Origin of the sequence: Streptomyces sp. MCA2, assembly GCF_023544705.1 — a bacterium.
GTDB classification, from domain to species: Bacteria; Actinomycetota; Actinomycetes; order Streptomycetales; family Streptomycetaceae; genus Streptomyces; species Streptomyces decoyicus.
Genome location: NZ_JAMJFM010000028.1, coordinates 1 through 15,749 on the forward strand (window position 1 = coordinate 1; position 15,749 = coordinate 15,749).

Annotated in this window: 14 protein-coding genes and 1 riboswitch; of the genes, 3 read left to right on the forward strand and 11 right to left on the reverse strand. The window is 69.0% G+C overall.

The window, feature by feature from the left end; genetic code table 11:
• Positions 1-115: 115 nt before the first annotated feature.
• The 6 genes from M8I34_RS22805 to M8I34_RS22830 form a co-directional block, all read right to left on the reverse strand.
• Positions 116-1,486, reverse strand: a complete 1,371-nt coding sequence (locus M8I34_RS22805) for an aminotransferase class V-fold PLP-dependent enzyme (RefSeq protein WP_250051847.1) — start codon at positions 1,484-1,486, stop codon at positions 116-118.
• Positions 1,487-1,657: 171 nt separating this feature from the next.
• Positions 1,658-1,775, reverse strand: a riboswitch (SAM riboswitch).
• A gap of 91 nt (positions 1,776-1,866) precedes the next feature.
• Complete coding sequence (gene trpD, locus M8I34_RS22810) at positions 1,867-2,931, reverse strand: anthranilate phosphoribosyltransferase (protein WP_250051849.1); 1,065 nt, start codon at positions 2,929-2,931, stop codon at positions 1,867-1,869.
• Between the two features lie 140 nt (positions 2,932-3,071).
• Positions 3,072-4,709: a ubiquinol-cytochrome c reductase cytochrome b subunit gene (locus tag M8I34_RS22815; protein WP_250051851.1), complete on the reverse strand. Its 1,638-nt coding sequence runs from the start codon at positions 4,707-4,709 to the stop codon at positions 3,072-3,074.
• Entirely contained in the window at positions 4,706-5,770 is a 1,065-nt protein-coding gene (locus M8I34_RS22820; RefSeq protein ID WP_250051854.1) for a ubiquinol-cytochrome c reductase iron-sulfur subunit, read from the reverse strand. Before M8I34_RS22820 ends, M8I34_RS22815 begins: the two co-directional genes overlap by 4 nt.
• Positions 5,767-6,576, reverse strand: a complete 810-nt coding sequence (locus tag M8I34_RS22825) for a c-type cytochrome (RefSeq protein ID WP_244415293.1) — start codon at positions 6,574-6,576, stop codon at positions 5,767-5,769. The genes M8I34_RS22820 and M8I34_RS22825 overlap by 4 nt, the downstream gene beginning before the upstream one ends.
• Positions 6,577-6,653: 77 nt before the next feature.
• Complete coding sequence (locus tag M8I34_RS22830) at positions 6,654-7,274, reverse strand: heme-copper oxidase subunit III (RefSeq protein WP_030083931.1); 621 nt, start codon at positions 7,272-7,274, stop codon at positions 6,654-6,656.
• A 264-nt stretch (positions 7,275-7,538) separates the two neighbouring features.
• Between M8I34_RS22830 and M8I34_RS22835 the strand changes: the two genes are divergently transcribed.
• The gene (locus tag M8I34_RS22835; RefSeq protein ID WP_030083933.1) at positions 7,539-7,940 is read left to right on the forward strand and encodes a response regulator transcription factor; all 402 of its coding nucleotides are present in this window, start codon (positions 7,539-7,541) and stop codon (positions 7,938-7,940) included.
• Between the two features lie 19 nt (positions 7,941-7,959).
• Here the strand turns inward: M8I34_RS22835 and M8I34_RS22840 are convergent, their stop codons facing one another.
• From M8I34_RS22840 to coxB, 4 genes are all read right to left on the reverse strand, one after another.
• A complete protein-coding gene (locus M8I34_RS22840) occupies positions 7,960-9,234 on the reverse strand; it encodes an Ig-like domain-containing protein (protein ID WP_244415292.1) in 1,275 nt (424 codons plus the stop codon).
• Between the two features lie 135 nt (positions 9,235-9,369).
• Positions 9,370-9,768, reverse strand: coding sequence for a cytochrome c oxidase subunit 4 (locus M8I34_RS22845; RefSeq protein ID WP_030083935.1), 399 nt, complete (start codon positions 9,766-9,768; stop codon positions 9,370-9,372).
• The gene (gene ctaD / locus M8I34_RS22850; protein ID WP_244415290.1) at positions 9,765-11,501 is read right to left on the reverse strand and encodes a cytochrome c oxidase subunit I; all 1,737 of its coding nucleotides are present in this window, start codon (positions 11,499-11,501) and stop codon (positions 9,765-9,767) included. Before ctaD ends, M8I34_RS22845 begins: the two co-directional genes overlap by 4 nt.
• A complete protein-coding gene (coxB, locus tag M8I34_RS22855; RefSeq protein WP_250051856.1) occupies positions 11,498-12,460 on the reverse strand; it encodes a cytochrome c oxidase subunit II in 963 nt (320 codons plus the stop codon). Before coxB ends, ctaD begins: the two co-directional genes overlap by 4 nt.
• Positions 12,461-12,841: 381 nt before the next feature.
• On the opposite strand from coxB, the gene M8I34_RS22860 reads away from it, so the two are divergent.
• A complete protein-coding gene (locus M8I34_RS22860) occupies positions 12,842-14,326 on the forward strand; it encodes a cysteine desulfurase/sulfurtransferase TusA family protein (RefSeq protein WP_250051858.1) in 1,485 nt (494 codons plus the stop codon).
• Positions 14,327-14,334: 8 nt separating this feature from the next.
• On the opposite strand, the gene M8I34_RS22865 is transcribed toward M8I34_RS22860, so the two are convergent.
• A complete protein-coding gene (locus M8I34_RS22865; RefSeq protein ID WP_250051867.1) occupies positions 14,335-15,309 on the reverse strand; it encodes a carbohydrate kinase family protein in 975 nt (324 codons plus the stop codon).
• A 159-nt stretch (positions 15,310-15,468) separates the two neighbouring features.
• On the opposite strand from M8I34_RS22865, the gene M8I34_RS22870 reads away from it, so the two are divergent.
• On the forward strand, positions 15,469-15,696 hold the full coding sequence (locus M8I34_RS22870; RefSeq protein ID WP_244415282.1) for a hypothetical protein: 228 nt from the start codon (positions 15,469-15,471) through the stop codon (positions 15,694-15,696).
• The last annotated feature ends 53 nt before the right edge of the window (positions 15,697-15,749 follow it).

Here is a 15,749-nt window from a genome sequence, read left to right on the forward strand (position 1 = left end):
ACCCACAGCCCCGCGCAGCGGACCCGCCCGCCGCTGGGGGTACCTCCCACGCCCTTTAGGCAGTGGGGGAGCAACGGCGACAAACCACTACGGCGCCGCAGACAACAACGTGGGATTAAACGGCGGGCACACAACGCCCGCCCTCCGTGCGGTAGTTCCAGCGGGCGCCGTCCGTCACCAGTTCCTTGACGGCGCGGAGGAAGCGCTCGACGTGCTCGTCGGGGGTGCCGGCGCCGAAACTCACGCGGATGGCGTTCAGTGAGCGCTCGCCGGGTGCCGAGTCCGGGGCGCCGCACTCGCCCGGCTCCTGCGGCTCGCTGCCCAGCAGGGTCCGTACGAGGGGGTGTGCGCAGAACAGGCCGTCGCGGACGCCGATGCCGTACTCCGCCGAGAGCGCCGCCGCGAAGTGCGAGCTGTTCCAGCCCTCGACGACGAAGGAGAGGACCCCCACCCGCGCGGCGTCCTCGCCGAAGAGCGAGAGGACGTTGACCTCGGGCACCTCGGTCAGGCCCTCCCGCACCCGGGTGATCAGGGCCTGCTCGCGGGCGATCAGGCCCTCGAAACCGGCCTCGGACAGTGCCCGGCAGGCCGAGGCGATCGCGTAGGCGCCGATGACGTTCGGCGAACCGGCCTCGTGCCGCGCGGCGGTGGTGTGCCACTCGACGTCCACGCCGCCGTCCGTCCGCCGGGAGACCTTGCGGCTGGCGCCGCCGCCGGCCAGGTACGGTGCGGCGTCCTGGAGCCAGTCCGCGCGGCCGGCCAGCACGCCGGCGCCGAACGGCGCGTACAGCTTGTGGCCGGAGAAGGCGACCCAGTCGACGTCCAGTTCGGCGAGGTCCACGGGGTGGTGCGGGACGAGCTGCGCCGCGTCCAGCACGATCCGCGCGCCGTGCGCATGCGCGGCGGCCGCCAGCTCCCGTACCGGCCACAGCTCACCGGTCACGTTCGAGGCGCCCGTCACGCAGACCAGCGCGGGGCCGTAGGGCTCGCGTTCGGCCAGCGCCTTCTCCAGGGTGTCCACCGCCTGCTGCGGGGTGCGCGGCGCATTGAGGTACGTCACCGCGACGTCTGCGCGCTGCTCCCACGGCAGCAGCGAGGCGTGATGCTCGGTCTCGAAGACGAACACCCGGGTGTCCTGCGGGAGGACGGCGGCGAGCAGGTTGAGGGAGTCGGTGGTCGAGCGGGTGAAGATCACCTGGTCCTCGGCTCCGCAGCCGAGGAACTCCTCGATGGTCCGGCGGCTGTTCTCGAAGAGGTCGGTGGACAGCTGCGAGAGGTACCCGGCGCCGCGGTGCACGCTGCCGTAGTACGGGGCGTAGGCCGCGACGTCGTCCCAGACCCGCTGGAGCGCGGGGGCGCTGGCGGCGTAGTCCAGCGCGGCGTAGTCGACCTCGCCGCCGGTCACGAGCGGGACCCGGACATCCCGGCCGAGGACCGGCAGCGGGGCACAGACGGAACGGTCGGCGGCAACGACGGAAACAGACATGGCGAACTCCCGTAAGAGGTAAGCGAATTCGCTGCGGGCGGGGGCGCAAGGAGCGCACCGCACGGCGCCGCAACGGGGAAGAAAAAGGGATGCGGAAAAGGGGCCGTCGAGCCCTATCGCATTCGCTGATTCACGGAAGTTCTCCCTCGACGACCAGGATCCCTGGCGAGGGATCCGCGCTTGCCGCAGACCTCGCTGCCTACGGCCTGGTCATCACCCGGGGCACCCCGCCACGGAAGGAGGGTTGCCGGACAGCGGGCCGGGGCCTGCATCGCTGTCACTCGTGACCTGGGCAGAATCATGCCACACGGGCAACATCACGCAAGCCCCGGTCCGTATACCGGACCGGGGCTTGCGTCACACTCTGCGTCACCGCTGGCTCATGCGTTGCTGGCGGCCACCCAGCGCTCCAGCGCCTGCCGGGCCGCTCCGGAGTCGATCGCGGCGGCGGCCTTGTCGATGCCGGCCCGGATCTGTGCGGCCAGCGGGGCGTCGGACGGCTCCAGCGCGACCAGTGCCGCCGCGGAGTTCAGCAGCACCGCATCACGCACCGGACCGGTCTCGCCGTCCAGCAGCCGGCGGGCCACCTCCGCGTTGTACGAGGCGTCCGCGCCGCGCAGCGCCTCCACCGGCACCAGCTCGATCCCCACGTCCCGCGGGTCGAAGGCCTCCTCGCGCACCGTGCCGTCCCGGACGATCCAGACCCGGGAGGTCGCGGTCGTGGTCAGCTCGTCCAGGCCGTCGTCGCCGCGGAAGACCAGCGCGGAGGAGCCGCGCTCGGCGAGCACCCCGGCCAGGATCGGCGCCATCCGGGCGTCCGCGACTCCGGTCGCCTGGGCGCGGACCTTCGCGGGATTGGTCAGCGGGCCCAGCACATTGAACGTCGTACGGATGCCGAGCTGGCCCCGGGCGTTGGCGACATGCCGCAGCGAGGGGTGGAACTTCACCGCGAAGCAGAAGGTGATGCCCGCTTCCTCGGCGACCTCGACGACCCGCTGCGGGGTGAGGTCGAGATTGACGCCGAGCTTCTCCAGCACGTCGGAGGCGCCGCTGGCCGAGGACGCCGCGCGGTTGCCGTGCTTGACGACCTTGGCGCCGGTGCCGGCCACCACGATCGAGGACATCGTGGAGATGTTGACGGTCTTGGCGCCGTCGCCGCCGGTGCCGACGATGTCGACGCTGGGGCCCGGTACCTCGATCAGCCGGGCGTGGGCGTACATGGTGCGCACCAGGCCGGAGATCTCCGCGACGGTCTCGCCCTTGGCCCGCAGCGCCACCACGAAGCCGGCGATCTGGGCGTCGCTGGCCTCGCCCCGCATGATCTTGTCCATCGCCCATGCGGTGTCGTCCGCGGCGAGGTCACGGCCGTCGAGCAGGGCGTTGAGCAGGGCCGGCCAGGTGTGGGCCGCCACGCTGTCGCCGCCAACCGGGGTCACAACGTTCATGGTCCACACTCCTGGTTTGTCTCCTGCTTATGCCGTCACCCTATCGAGCCGCCCCGGACGCCGGAGGGCCCCGTCCGGTGATCGGACGGGGCCCTCTGGGTGGCGTACTCCCTACGGTGCGCTACGCGGCGCCGAGGTGATCAGTGGTGGCCGTGGCCGCTGGTGATCTCCTTGTACTCCTCCACCGTGGGCTTGGCGATGACGCTGTCCTCGCCGTAGTAGCTCTTCGAGAGCTTGGCGCGGAGCTTCTGCGAGCGCGACACCTTGCGTGCCACACCGTTCTCGTCGACCTCCGGGCCGAGCTCGAGCGGCGCGGGCTGCTCGTGCTGCGTGAGCACGTGCAGCTGCTCCTGGTCGAGCGGCTCGTGGACCTCGATGAACTCACCGTGCGGCAGGCGCTTGATGATGCCGGACTCGCGTCCGTGCAGCACCTTGTCCCTGTCACGGCGCTGGAGGCCCAGGCAGATCCGCTTGGTGGCGATGAAGCCCAGCACCGGCCCGACGAAGAACGCGATCCGGACGAACCAGGTGATCGAGTTGATCGACAGGTGGAAGTGCGTCGCCCACAGGTCGTTGCCGCCACCGATCAGCATCACGAAGTACGCGATCAGCCAGGCCACACCGAAGCCGGTCCGGGTCGGGACGTTGCGCGGGCGGTCCAGGATGTGGTGCTCGCGCTTGTCGCCCTTGACCCAGGACTCGACGAACGGGTAGACCGCGATCGCGACCAGGACCAGCGGGAAGATGATGATCGGGATCAGCACGCCGAAGTTGACGGTGTGACCCCAGAAGTTCCACTCCCAGCCCGGCATGACACGCACCAGACCCTCGGCGAAGCCCATGTACCAGTCGGGCTGGGCGCCGGTGGAGACCTGGTCGGGCCGGTAGGGGCCGATCGCCCACACCGGGTTGATGCTGGCGATCGCGGCGATCGCGGCGATCACACCGAAGACCAGGAAGAAGAAGCCTCCGGCCTTGGCCATGTAGACCGGCAGCAGCGGCATGCCCACGACGTTGTTGTTGGTCTTGCCGGCACCCGGGAACTGGGTGTGCTTGTGGTAGAAGACCAGGATCAGGTGCGCCACCAGCAGGCCGAGCATGATGCCCGGCAGCAGCAGGACGTGCACCGTGAAGAACCTCGGGATGATGTCGTGCCCCGGGAACTCCCCGCCGAAGATGAAGAACTGGAGGTACGAACCGACCAGCGGCATCGCCAGGATGACGCCCTCGATGAACCGCACACCGGTGCCGGAGAGCAGGTCGTCGGGGAGCGAGTAGCCGGTGAAGCCGGTGAACATGCCCAGCACGAACAGCAGGAAGCCGAACAGCCAGTTGACCTCGCGCGGCTTGCGGAAGGCGCCCGTGAAGAACACCCGCATCATGTGGACCATCATCGCGGCCAGGAACACCAGCGCGGCCCAGTGGTGGATCTGCCTTATAAGCAGCCCGCCCCGGACGTCGAAGCTGATGTCCAGCGTCGACTCGAAGGCCTGCGTCATCCGGATCCCCTGCATGGGCACATAGGAACCGTGATAGGTCACCTCGGCCATGCTCGGGTGGAAGAACAGCGTCAGATAGACACCGGTCAGGATGATGATGATGAAGCTGTAGAGCGCGACCTCACCGAGCATGAAGGACCAGTGGTCCGGGAAGATCTTGCGCATGTTGGACTTGGCGAGGCTGTAGATGCCCAGCCGGCCGTCCGCCCAGTCCGCGATCCGCTCGCCCCGTGGCGCCTGGCCACGACGTGTGGTGGTCGCGGTTGTCTCGTTACTCATCCGCGCTCCCAGAAGCTCGGGCCGACGGGCTCCTCGAAGCCGTTTGCGGCCTCCAGGAAGCCGTCCTTCTCTGTGATGTGCAGCTGCGGCAGGGCGTGCCCGGCGGGACCGAAGATCACCCGACCGCCGTCAGAGAGGTCGAACGTCGACTGGTGGCAGGGGCAGAGCACGTGGTGCGTCTGCTGCTCGTACAGGCTGATCGGGCAACCCACGTGGGTGCAGATCTTCGAGTACGCCACGATGCCCTCGTGCGACCAGGAGAGTTCGTGCTTGTCCTTGATGTTCTGCGGCTGGATCCGCACGATCATCAGGGCGTCCTTGGCGATCTTCTCGGCGAACTCCTCGTCGTCCTCCTCCAGGCCCTCGGGCATGGCGAACGTCAGGGAGCCGACCGCGATGTCCTCGGGACGCAGCGGGAGGTTGGTCGCCTGGTTGACCAGGCGGACGCCCTTCTTCCAGCCCGTGGTGCGCAGCTTGTTCCCGGGCAGCGGCCCGAGGTCGCGCAGCAGGACGACACCGGAGAGCGGCACCAGGGCCAGCGCACCGAACATCGTGTTGCGGATCAGCTTGCGGCGGCCGAACTGCGACTCCTTCGCACCCTGTGCGAAGTCCGCCATGACCTTGGCCTTGACCTCGGGCGCGGCCTCGATCGGGTGGCGCTCGTCGGCGACCTCCTCGTCCGACATCAGCGTGCGGGCCCAGTGGACCGCACCGGCGCCGATGCAGAAGAGCGCCGCGCCGAGCGTCAGACCGAGCGCGAAGTTCAGCGCGCTGATGTGACCCAGCGGCCAGATGTAGACGATCTTGTCGATCGGGATCGCCACGTACGAGGCGATGAAGCCGACCGTGGCCACCATGGACACCAGGAAGAGGAAGGCCACGGTGCGCTCGGAGCGCCGGGCGGCCTGCTCGTCGATGTCCTGGGCACGGTGCTCGTGGGGCGGCAGGCCCGGGTCCGCGAACGGGTTCTCCGCCGTGGCCACCGCGCCTTCGTGAGCCGTCTCCCGCTCACTGGGAAGGGTTTCTTCTGGCACGTCTTCGTGTCGTCCAGTCTCGCTCATGACTTCTTGGCCTTCGTAGTCCGGGCTGCGACCCAGATGGCGACCGCAATCAGCGCGCCCAGGCCGAAGATGTAGCCGAAGAGACCCTCACTGACCGGACCGAGACCACCGAGGTCGAGGCCGCCGGGGCTCTCGGAATCATCGCCGTTGACGGCGCCGAGGTACGCGATGATGTCCTTCTTGTTCTCCTTCGACAGCGAGCCGTCACCGAAGGAGGGCATGTTCTGCGGGCCGGTTTCCATGGCCTCGTAGATGTGCTTCGGGTCCACGCCCTCGAGCGTCGGTGCGAACTTGCCGTCGGTGAGGGCGCCGCCCTTGCCGGTGAAGTTGTGGCACTGCGCGCAGTTGGTGCGGAACAGCTCGCCGCCCTTGCCGATGTTGGCGCCTTCGGGGCTGTACTGCTCCTTGGACGGCACGCTCGGGCCGGGGCCCAGCGACGCGACGTAGGCCGCGAGCTGGTCGATCTGGGCGTTGGTGTAGATGTTCTTCTTCCGCGGCACCTGGGCGCCGGGCTGCTGGGCCGGCATACGGCCGGTGCCCACCTGGAAGTCCACGGCTGCGGCGCCGACGCCGACCAGGCTCGGGCCGTCGGAGGTGCCCTGACCGCCGGTGCCGTGGCAGCTGGCGCAGCCCACGGCGAAGAGCTTCTTGCCCTCCTTGACGGCAAGGGACTGGGCGGTGTCATCGGCCTGAGCCTTGTCCGCCGGCGCGAACGCGGCGTACAGCCCCCCAGTGACCGCCAGCGCGAAGAGTAGGACGACGAGCGCCGCCAGCGGATGGCGCCGTCGTGCGGAGAGCTTTTTCACGGATTACCCCGGTGTCAGGATCTTCTGCGTCGATGCTTTGGATATGTCTGTCTGATGCGAGCCGGTACGGGCCCGGACTACTTGATCAGGTAGATCGTGGCGAAGAGGCCGATCCAGACGACATCGACGAAGTGCCAGTAGTAGGACACGACGATGGCCGCGGTGGCCTGCGTGTGGGTGAACCTCTTGGCCGCGTACGTCCTGCCCAGGACCAGCAGGAAGGCGATCAGACCGCCCGTCACATGCAGTCCGTGGAAGCCGGTGGTCAGGTAGAACACCGAGCCGTACGGGCCGGACGAGAGCGACAGGCCCTCGTGCTTGACCAGCTCCGTGTACTCGAAGACCTGACCGCCGATGAAGATCGCACCCATGATGAAGGTGACCACGAACCAGGCCCGGAGCTTCTTGACATCGCCACGCTCGGCCGCGAAAACGCCGAGCTGGCAGGTCAGAGAGCTGAGCACCAGGATCGTGGTGTTGGTCGCTGAGAACGGAAGATTCAGCGCACTGGCGGATTCCTTCCAATACTCGGATCCGGTCACCGAACGAAGGGTGAAGTACATCGCGAAGAGGGCCGCGAAGAACATCAGCTCGGAACTCAGCCAGATGATGGTTCCGACGCTGGTGAGGTTCGGCCGATTGACCGACGGGTGCGCGTGCCCGGTTTCTACTGTCGTTGCTGTCGCCACGACCGACATTATGTCGGTCGCTTATCCCGCCCTCACTCCGGGGGGTGCCGTTCGGTGTGTCAAGGGCGTATGCCCTGCTCGTACGGGCCATTTCGGCGGTCGCTCGAAGGGGGGACGCACCGGGCGCGCCACCCACCCGCCCGCGCCGCCGGAGCCCGCCCTGACGGCCCGTCGGGCAGATCTTGGTTCCGGCCAACCCCTCCTGCGGACACCCGCCGCGGGAGTAGCATCCGCCCCACCCGATGCTGTGCCGCTACGAAGCGTGGAGGAACGATGCAGGCGACTGCCACGGTGCTGGTCTACAGCGACAACGCCAACACCCGCGAGCAGGTCCGGCTGGCGGCCGGACGGCGCCCCGCCGCCGATGCCCCGCAGATCGAGATCCTGGAGTGCGCCACCGCGCCCGCCGTCCTCACCGCCCTGGAGCAGGGCGGCATCGACGTCTGCGTGCTGGACGGCGAGACGGCGCCCGCGGGCGGGATGGGTGTCTGCCGGCAGATCAAGGACGAGATCTTCCGGTGCCCGCCGGTGCTGCTGCTGATCGGCCGTCCCCAGGACGCCTGGCTGGCGACCTGGAGCCGTGCGGACGCCGCGGTGACGCATCCGCTGGACCCGGTGGCCTTCGCCGACGCCCTGGCCGGCCTGCTGCGCCGCAGGCACCTCGTACAGGCCTGAGCGGCCCGCTGGGCGGCGCTCAGAATTTCGGGCGCAGCCTGGCGTCGTCGGCGGGGTTCTGGGCGCGCTCGGCCGCTCCTGTGGTGCCGGAGGCCTTGCTCTTCACCGCGCTGCCGTCGCGCCATTCCTGCCAGGGCATGTTCCAGTCGCCGAAGCCGTTGTCGAACGGCGTCATGGTGTCGCCGCCGCTGTTGACGACCTTGACGATGTCGCCGACCCGCACGGTGTTGAAGAACCACTGGGCGTTGCTCGTCGACATGCCCGTGCAGCCGTGGCTGACGTTCGCCGCGCCCTGCGATCCGACGGACCAGGGTGCGGCGTGGACGTACTCGCCGCTCCAGGTCACCCGGGTGGCCCAGTAGACCGGCAGATCGTAGGAGTCTCCGCTCCCGGCGGCGATGCCGACCGTCGAGCTGCGCATCCGTACGAAGCTCTCCTTGCCGAGGACGACCTTGACGCCGTTGCGGGTGGAGAAGCCGGGCTTGCCGGTGGTCACGGGGATGGTGTTGATCGACTCACCGTTGCGCAGCACCGTCATCTGGTGCGTCGCCGCGTCGGTGATGGCCTCCACCCGGTCGCCGGTGGTGAGCTTCACGGGCTTGGACGGGCCTCCGTAGAGCCCCTTGGCGACCTTCAGGCCCGCCAGGTTGCTGTGCACGGAGATGGTGGCGTGGGCGGGCCAGTACTCCTTCGGGCGGAAGTGCAGCTTCTTGTCGTCCACCCAGTGCCAGGAGCCCTGGACCCGCGGCATGGAGTCGACCTTCAGGGCGCTCTCGACGACGGCACGGGCCTTCTGGTCCTTGATCGGCTGGCTCAGCTCGGCGGTGACCGGCTGGCCGACGCCGTACTCGCCCTCCTTCGGGCCGAAGGTGGCGGTCAACTGGCCGTCCGCGCCGCGGGTGTTGACCACGAGCGTCTTACGGCCGGGCGAGCCGTCCTCCTCCTCGGTGCTCACCCGCACCGTGTAGCGGCTGCCGGCGGCCAGTGGCACCGTGGTGCGCCAGTGCCTGCCGTCGGCGCTCAGCTCGCCGCGGACGGCGCGCCCGGTGGTGTCGGTGGCGGTCACGTCCGTGATCCGCGCTTCGTCCCCCTTGACGGACACCTCCAGCGGCTTGTCGGGGTCCGCTTTCTTGTTGCCGTCGGGGGTGTTGGCCGTGATCTGGTCGGCCGCGTCGTAGGGATTGGCGGAGAGCGCTTCCGAATCCGAGCCCCCGCACGCGGTGGCGCTCACCGCAAGGGGCACGAGCAGGAGGCCGCAGCTCAGCACCGTCCGGGTTCGAGGTCTGTGACTCATGCCCCAAAAATATGAAGAATCACCTGTCTCAGCGCGCTGGAGGACTGCAAACGGGTCTGCCCCCGGCCGCCAAACGAGACGGGCCCGGACACCTGTTGAGGTGTCCGGGCCCGCCGTACGGCACATGCGCCGTGGTTACTGCGTGCGGTTCTCGCCGCGGTAGTACTCGAAGACCCAGCCGAAGAGGCCGACGAGGATCACCGGGAGGGAGAAGTACAGCAGCCACCAGCCGAAGACGACGCCCAGGAAGGCGAGCGCGCCGCCGACGGCCAAGGACAGCGGCTGCCAGCTGTGCGGGCTGAAGAAGCCCAGCTCACCGGCGTCGTCCGAGACCTCGGCGTTCTCGTTGTCCTGCGCACCCGCGTCGACCCGCCGGGCCGTGAAGGCCAGGTAGTAGCCGACCATGATGCACAGGCCGAAGGCGAGGAACAGAGCGGTGGTACCCGCCGGCTCCTTCGACCAGACGCCATAGACGATCGCCATGGCGAGGACGAAGACGGAGAGCCAGATGAACATCTTGCCCTGGATCTTCACTTGCCCGCCTCCTTGCCGCCGGCGAGGGCCTTGTCGTCCTCGGAGGCGCGGCCGTTGTGCAGCGCATCGAGGGCTGCGATCTCCGGGTGGTGCAGGTCGAACGCCGGGGATTCGGAGCGAATACGCGGCAGGGTGAGGAAGTTGTGCCGCGGCGGCGGGCAGGACGTCGCCCACTCCAGCGAGCGGCCGTAGCCCCACGGGTCGTCGACCTCGACCTTCTCGCCGTACTTCGCCGTCTTCCAGACGTTGTACATGAAGGGCAGGATCGACAGGCCCAGCAGGAACGAGCTGATCGTCGAGATGGTGTTCAGCGTCGTGAAGCCGTCGGCCGCGAGGTAGTCCGCGTAACGCCGCGGCATGCCCTCGGCGCCCAGCCAGTGCTGGACGAGGAAGGTGCCGTGGAAGCCCACGAACAGCGTCCAGAAAGTGATCTTGCCGAGCCGCTCGTCCAGCATCTTGCCGGTGAACTTCGGCCACCAGAAGTGGAAGCCGGCGAACATCGCGAAGACGACCGTACCGAACACCACGTAGTGGAAGTGCGCCACGACGAAGTACGAGTCGGACACGTGGAAGTCCATCGGCGGCGAAGCCAGGATGACACCGGTCAGACCACCGAAGGTGAAGGTGATCAGGAACCCGATCGTCCACAGCATCGGCGTCTCGAAGGACAACGAGCCCTTCCACATCGTGCCGATCCAGTTGAAGAACTTCACACCGGTCGGCACCGCGATCAGGAACGTCATGAACGAGAAGAACGGCAACAGCACGCCGCCCGTCACATACATGTGGTGCGCCCACACCGTGACCGAAAGACCGGCAATCGAAATCGTCGCCGCAATCAGACCGATGTAACCGAACATCGGCTTCCGGGAGAACACCGGAATGACCTCGGAGATGATGCCGAAGAACGGCAGCGCGATGATGTACACCTCTGGATGGCCGAAGAACCAGAAGAGATGCTGCCAGAGCAACGCCCCGCCATTCGCCGCATCGAAGACATGCGCCCCGAATTTACGGTCCGCCTCCAGCGCGAACAGCGCCGCCGCCAGCACCGGGAAGGCCAGCAGAACCAGCACACCGGTCAGCAGCACGTTCCAGGTGAAGATCGGCATCCGGAACATCGTCATGCCAGGCGCCCGCATGCAGATGATCGTCGTGATGAAGTTGACCGAACCGAGGATCGTGCCGAAGCCCGAGAAGGCCAGACCCATGATCCACATATCGGCACCGACGCCCGGCGAACGCACCGCGTCCGAGAGCGGCGAGTACGCGAACCAGCCGAAGTCCGCCGCACCCTGCGGGGTGAGGAAGCCGGCCACCGCGATCAGCGAGCCGAAGAGGTACAGCCAGTAGGCGAACATGTTCAGCCGCGGGAACGCCACGTCGGGCGCGCCGATCTGCAACGGCATGATCCAGTTCGCGAAACCGGCGAACAGCGGCGTCGCGAACATCAGCAGCATGATCGTGCCGTGCATCGTGAACGCCTGGTTGAACTGCTCGTTCGACATCATCTGCGTGCCGGGACGGGCGAGCTCGGCGCGCATGAGCAGCGCCATCAGTCCGCCGACGCAGAAGAACGCGAACGACGTGACCAGGTACATCGTGCCGATGGTCTTGTGGTCAGTGGTCGTCAGCCACTTCACCGCGGCGATGCCGGGTTGCTTCTTGCGTACGGGCGGTGCTGCCGGAGCCGTATCGGCGGCGGCACCCTGAGGTTCGTTGAGGATGCTCACTGGTTCTTGGTCTCCGCATTCCTGGCGTGATCCGTCTGCTTGATGCCCGACGGCAGGTATCCGGTCTGGCCCTTCTTCGCCAGGTCCTTCAGGTGCTCCCGGTACCGCTCAGGGGAGACGACCTTGACGTTGAAGAGCATCCGGGAGTGGTCGACACCGCAGAGCTCGGCGCACTTGCCCATGAAGGTGCCCTCCTTGTTGGGGGTCACCTCGAAGACGTTGGTGTGGCCCGGGATGACGTCCTGCTTCATCAGGAACGGCACCACCCAGAAGGAGTGGATGACGTCACGCGAGGTCAGCACGAACTGAACCGTCTCGCCCTTGGGCAGCCACAGCGTCGGGCCCGGGTTACCGGTCTGCGGGTTGCGCTCGCCGGGGGTACCCACGTCGTAGACGCCGTCGGCACCGGCCGGAGCGCCCTTCTTCCACTTGTCCGGGATCGCGTCCAGTGCGCTGGAGTTGATGTTCGAGCGCGCCTTGTCGCCGTCCACGTCCTCCAGGTAGTTGAACGCCCAGCTCCACTGGAAGCCCACCACGTTGACGATGTGGTCCGGCTTCTTGGAAGTCTTGAGAATTGCGCTCTCATCACGCGCGGTGAAGTAGAAGAGCACCGCGATGATGATGAACGGGACGATCGTGTACAACGCCTCGATCGGCATGTTGTACCGCGTCTGCGCGGGGACCTCCACCTTGGTCCTGCTGCGGCGGTGGAAGATCACACTCCAGATGATCAGGCCCCAGACCAGCACGCCCGTTGCGAGGGCGGCGGCCCAGGAGCCCTGCCAAAGAGAGAGGATCCGCGGCGCCTCGTCGGTGACGGGCGTTGGCATGCCGAGGCGGGGGAAGTCCTTATATGTGCAACCAGTAGCGGTCGCCAGGACCAGGCCCGCAGCAAGCACCTGCGGCAGCTTCCGCCGCATCGGGCGCCGCGACGAGCGGTCGGAGCCGTTGGGACTCACGTAGCGCCTTCCCGAGAGTCTCGCCCGCGAGACCGGCTGCGGCCGTCTCGCTGGTCGGTCGCCGGCCCTGGCACGGGCAGGGGTTTGGATGTTTATGCGGACCAAACCCTACTGGACGCTATTTGGGGTCGCGCGGGGAGGGTGCCCAACGCGCCGCGACGCACCCCTAAGGGGTGGCCGAGGCCTACGGAAGACACCCCCCGAACCCCCGAATACCCGCTTCCACCAGGCATCTGACGCCGTGCCCTGGAGTGCTCCCGCGCGGTCCGCGGGGTCGCGCCCGGCGGCCCGTCCGACCGGGCCCCGGCGCCCCGGAGCCCGTGCCACCGCACCGCGATGAGGACGCCTCGCCGCGTGGGCCCGGGGGCTAACGTCTCGTACATGTCCTATTTCGACGCGGCGTCCGCCGCCCCGCTGCACCCCGTCGCCCGTGAGGCCCTGCTCGCCTCGCTCGACGAAGGCTGGGCCGACCCGGCCCGCCTCTACCGGGAGGGACGGCGCGCCCGGCTGCTGCTGGATGCCGCGCGGGAGGCGGCGGCCGAGGCCGTGGGCTGCCGCCCGGACGAATTGGTTTTCACCCCTTCGGGGACGCAGGCCGTGCACGCGGGAGTGTCCGGCGCGCTGGCGGCCCGTCGGCGTGTCGGCCGCCGGCTGCTGCACTCCGCCGTCGAGCACTCCGCCGTCCTGCATGCCGCCGAGGTCCACGAGGCGGCCGGCGGCACCCGCGGGGAGCTGGCGGTGGACCGTACGGGCCGGGTGGCGGCCGGCGAGGTCGGCGCCGCGCTCGGCCCGGACACCGCCCTGGTCTGCCTCCAGTCCGCCAACCACGAGGTGGGAACCGAACAGCCGGTCGAAGAGGTGGCCGCGCTCTGCCGGGAGGCGGGCGTCCCCCTCCTGGTGGATGCCGCGCAGTCGCTGCCGTGGGGGCCGGTGCCCGGCGCCTGGTCGCTGCTGGCGGCGAGCGCCCACAAGTGGGGCGGCCCGCCCGGCGTGGGGCTGCTCGCGGTCCGCAAGGGGACCCGGTTCGCACCTCAGGGGCCGCACGACGAGCGGGAGTCGGGCCGTAGTGCGGGGTTCGAGAACATCCCGGCGGTGGTGGCCGCCGCGGCGTCCCTGCGCGCGCTGCGGGCGGGAGCGGAGACCGGGGACGAAGCGGCGCGGCTGCGGCGGCTGGTGGACCGGATCCGGGAGCGGGTGCCGCAGCTGGTCCCGGACGTGGAGGTGGTCGGCGACCCGGTGCACCGCCTCCCCCATCTCGTCACCTTCTCCTGTCTCTATGTCGACGGGGAGGCGCTGCTGCACGAGCTCGACCGGGCGGGCTTCTCGGTGTCGTCCGGATCGTCGTGCACGTCCAGCACCCTGACGCCGAGCCATGTGCTGCGTGCGATGGGTGTGCTGTCCGAGGGGAATGTGCGGGTCTCGCTGCCGTACGGCACGGCCGAGGCGGAGGTGGAGCGCTTCCTGGAGGTGCTGCCCCAGGTGGTGCGCTCGGTGCGGGAGCGGCTGGGGGTCCCGGCGGCGGAGGCCGGGGCCGCGCGGGCGACGGCCGGCGGGGCGGGGCACGCCACCGGGGCGCCGGAGTCCCCGGAGGCCGCGGAGCCCGCCGCAGGACCCGCCGGATCCGGCAGCAAGACCGAGTCCGGCGGCCTGGTCGTCGACTCGCTCGGCAAGCGCTGCCCGATCCCGGTCATCGAGCTGGCGAAGGTGATCGGCGAGGTGCCGGTCGGCGGCACCGTGACGGTGCTCTCCGACGACGAGGCGGCCCGGCAGGACATCCCGGCCTGGTGCAGCATGCGCGGCCAGGAGTACGTGGGCGAGCGGGCGGCCGAGCGCGGCGCCGCGTATGTCGTGCGGCGCCGCGCCTGAAGGGCCGGTCAGGCCAGGTGCTGCTGGACCTCGGCCGCGGCCTCGTGGCCGTAGGCCTTGGTGAAGCGGTCCATGAAGTGGCTGCGGTGCAGCTCGTACTCCTGGGTGCCGACGGTCTCGATGACCAGCGTCGCCAGCATGCAGCCGACCTGCGCGGCACGCTCCAGGCCGACGCCCCAGGCCAGGCCGGACAGGAAGCCGGCGCGGAAGGCGTCGCCGACGCCGGTCGGGTCGGCCTTGGCGTTCTCCTCCGGGACGCCGACCTCGATGGCCGGCTGGCCGACCCGCTCGATGCGGACGCCGTTGGCGCCGAGGGTGGTGACGCGGGTGCCGACCTTGGCGAGGATCTCGTCGGCGGTCCAGCCGGTCTTGGACTCGATCAGGCCCTTCTCGTACTCGTTGGAGAAGAGGTAGGCCGCGTCCTCCAGGAGGGTGCGGATGGCTTCGCCGTCCATACGGGCGATCTGCTGGGAGAAGTCGGCGCCGAACGGGATACCGCGGCTGCGGCACTCCTCGGTGTGCCGGATCATCGCCTCGGGGTCGTCCGCGCCGATCAGCACGAGGTCCAGGCCGCCGACCCGCGCGGAGACGTGCTGGAGCTCGATCAGCCGGGCCTCGCTCATGGCGCCGGTGTAGAAGGAGCCGATCTGGTTGTGGTCGGCGTCGGTGGTGCACACGAAGCGCGCGGTGTGCAGGACCTCGGAGATGCGTACGGAGCGGGTGTCGACGCCGTGGCGGTCGAGCCAGGCGCGGTACTCCTCGAAGTCGTTGCCGGCGGCACCGACCAGGATCGGCGCGGTGCCGAGCTGGCCCATGCCGAAGCAGATGTTGGCGGCGACCCCGCCGCGGCGGACGTCGAGCTGGTCCACCAGGAACGAGAGGGAGACCGTATGCAGTTGGTCGGCGACCAACTGATCGGCGAAACGGCCGGGGAAGGTCATCAGGTGGTCGGTGGCGATGGAGCCGGTGACTGCGATACGCACGACGGGTCTGCTCCTGCGGAAGGCGTAGGGGCGGGCGGACGTGTAGCAACGCTACCCGCCGGGGTCGCGCGCCACCCGGTCATCCCGGACACTTGGAATGGCTGAAACTACCCAATAGTAGGTCTTTCTCCTCGGTACATGGCTGCGTACGGTGCCCCTATGACCAAGCCTGTGAAAGCCGTCACACCGCGCAAGGGCACATCGCCCTCCGCGCCGGACCCCGAATCGCTCGACGAGCTGCGCGGCGACTGTGCACGGATGGCCGGTCGCTGGCAGGGCGGACGTCGCTCCGCGCCGCCGCCGGGGCGTGCCGCCGATCTGCACGGCGTCGAGGTCCCCTCCGCTTCGGCCGCACTCGTGGACGGAATGTCCGAGTACGGCGACTGACCGGCCGGCCGGCCGGAACCGTATAGCCCCCCGCTCCGTCCCATCGACGTCCC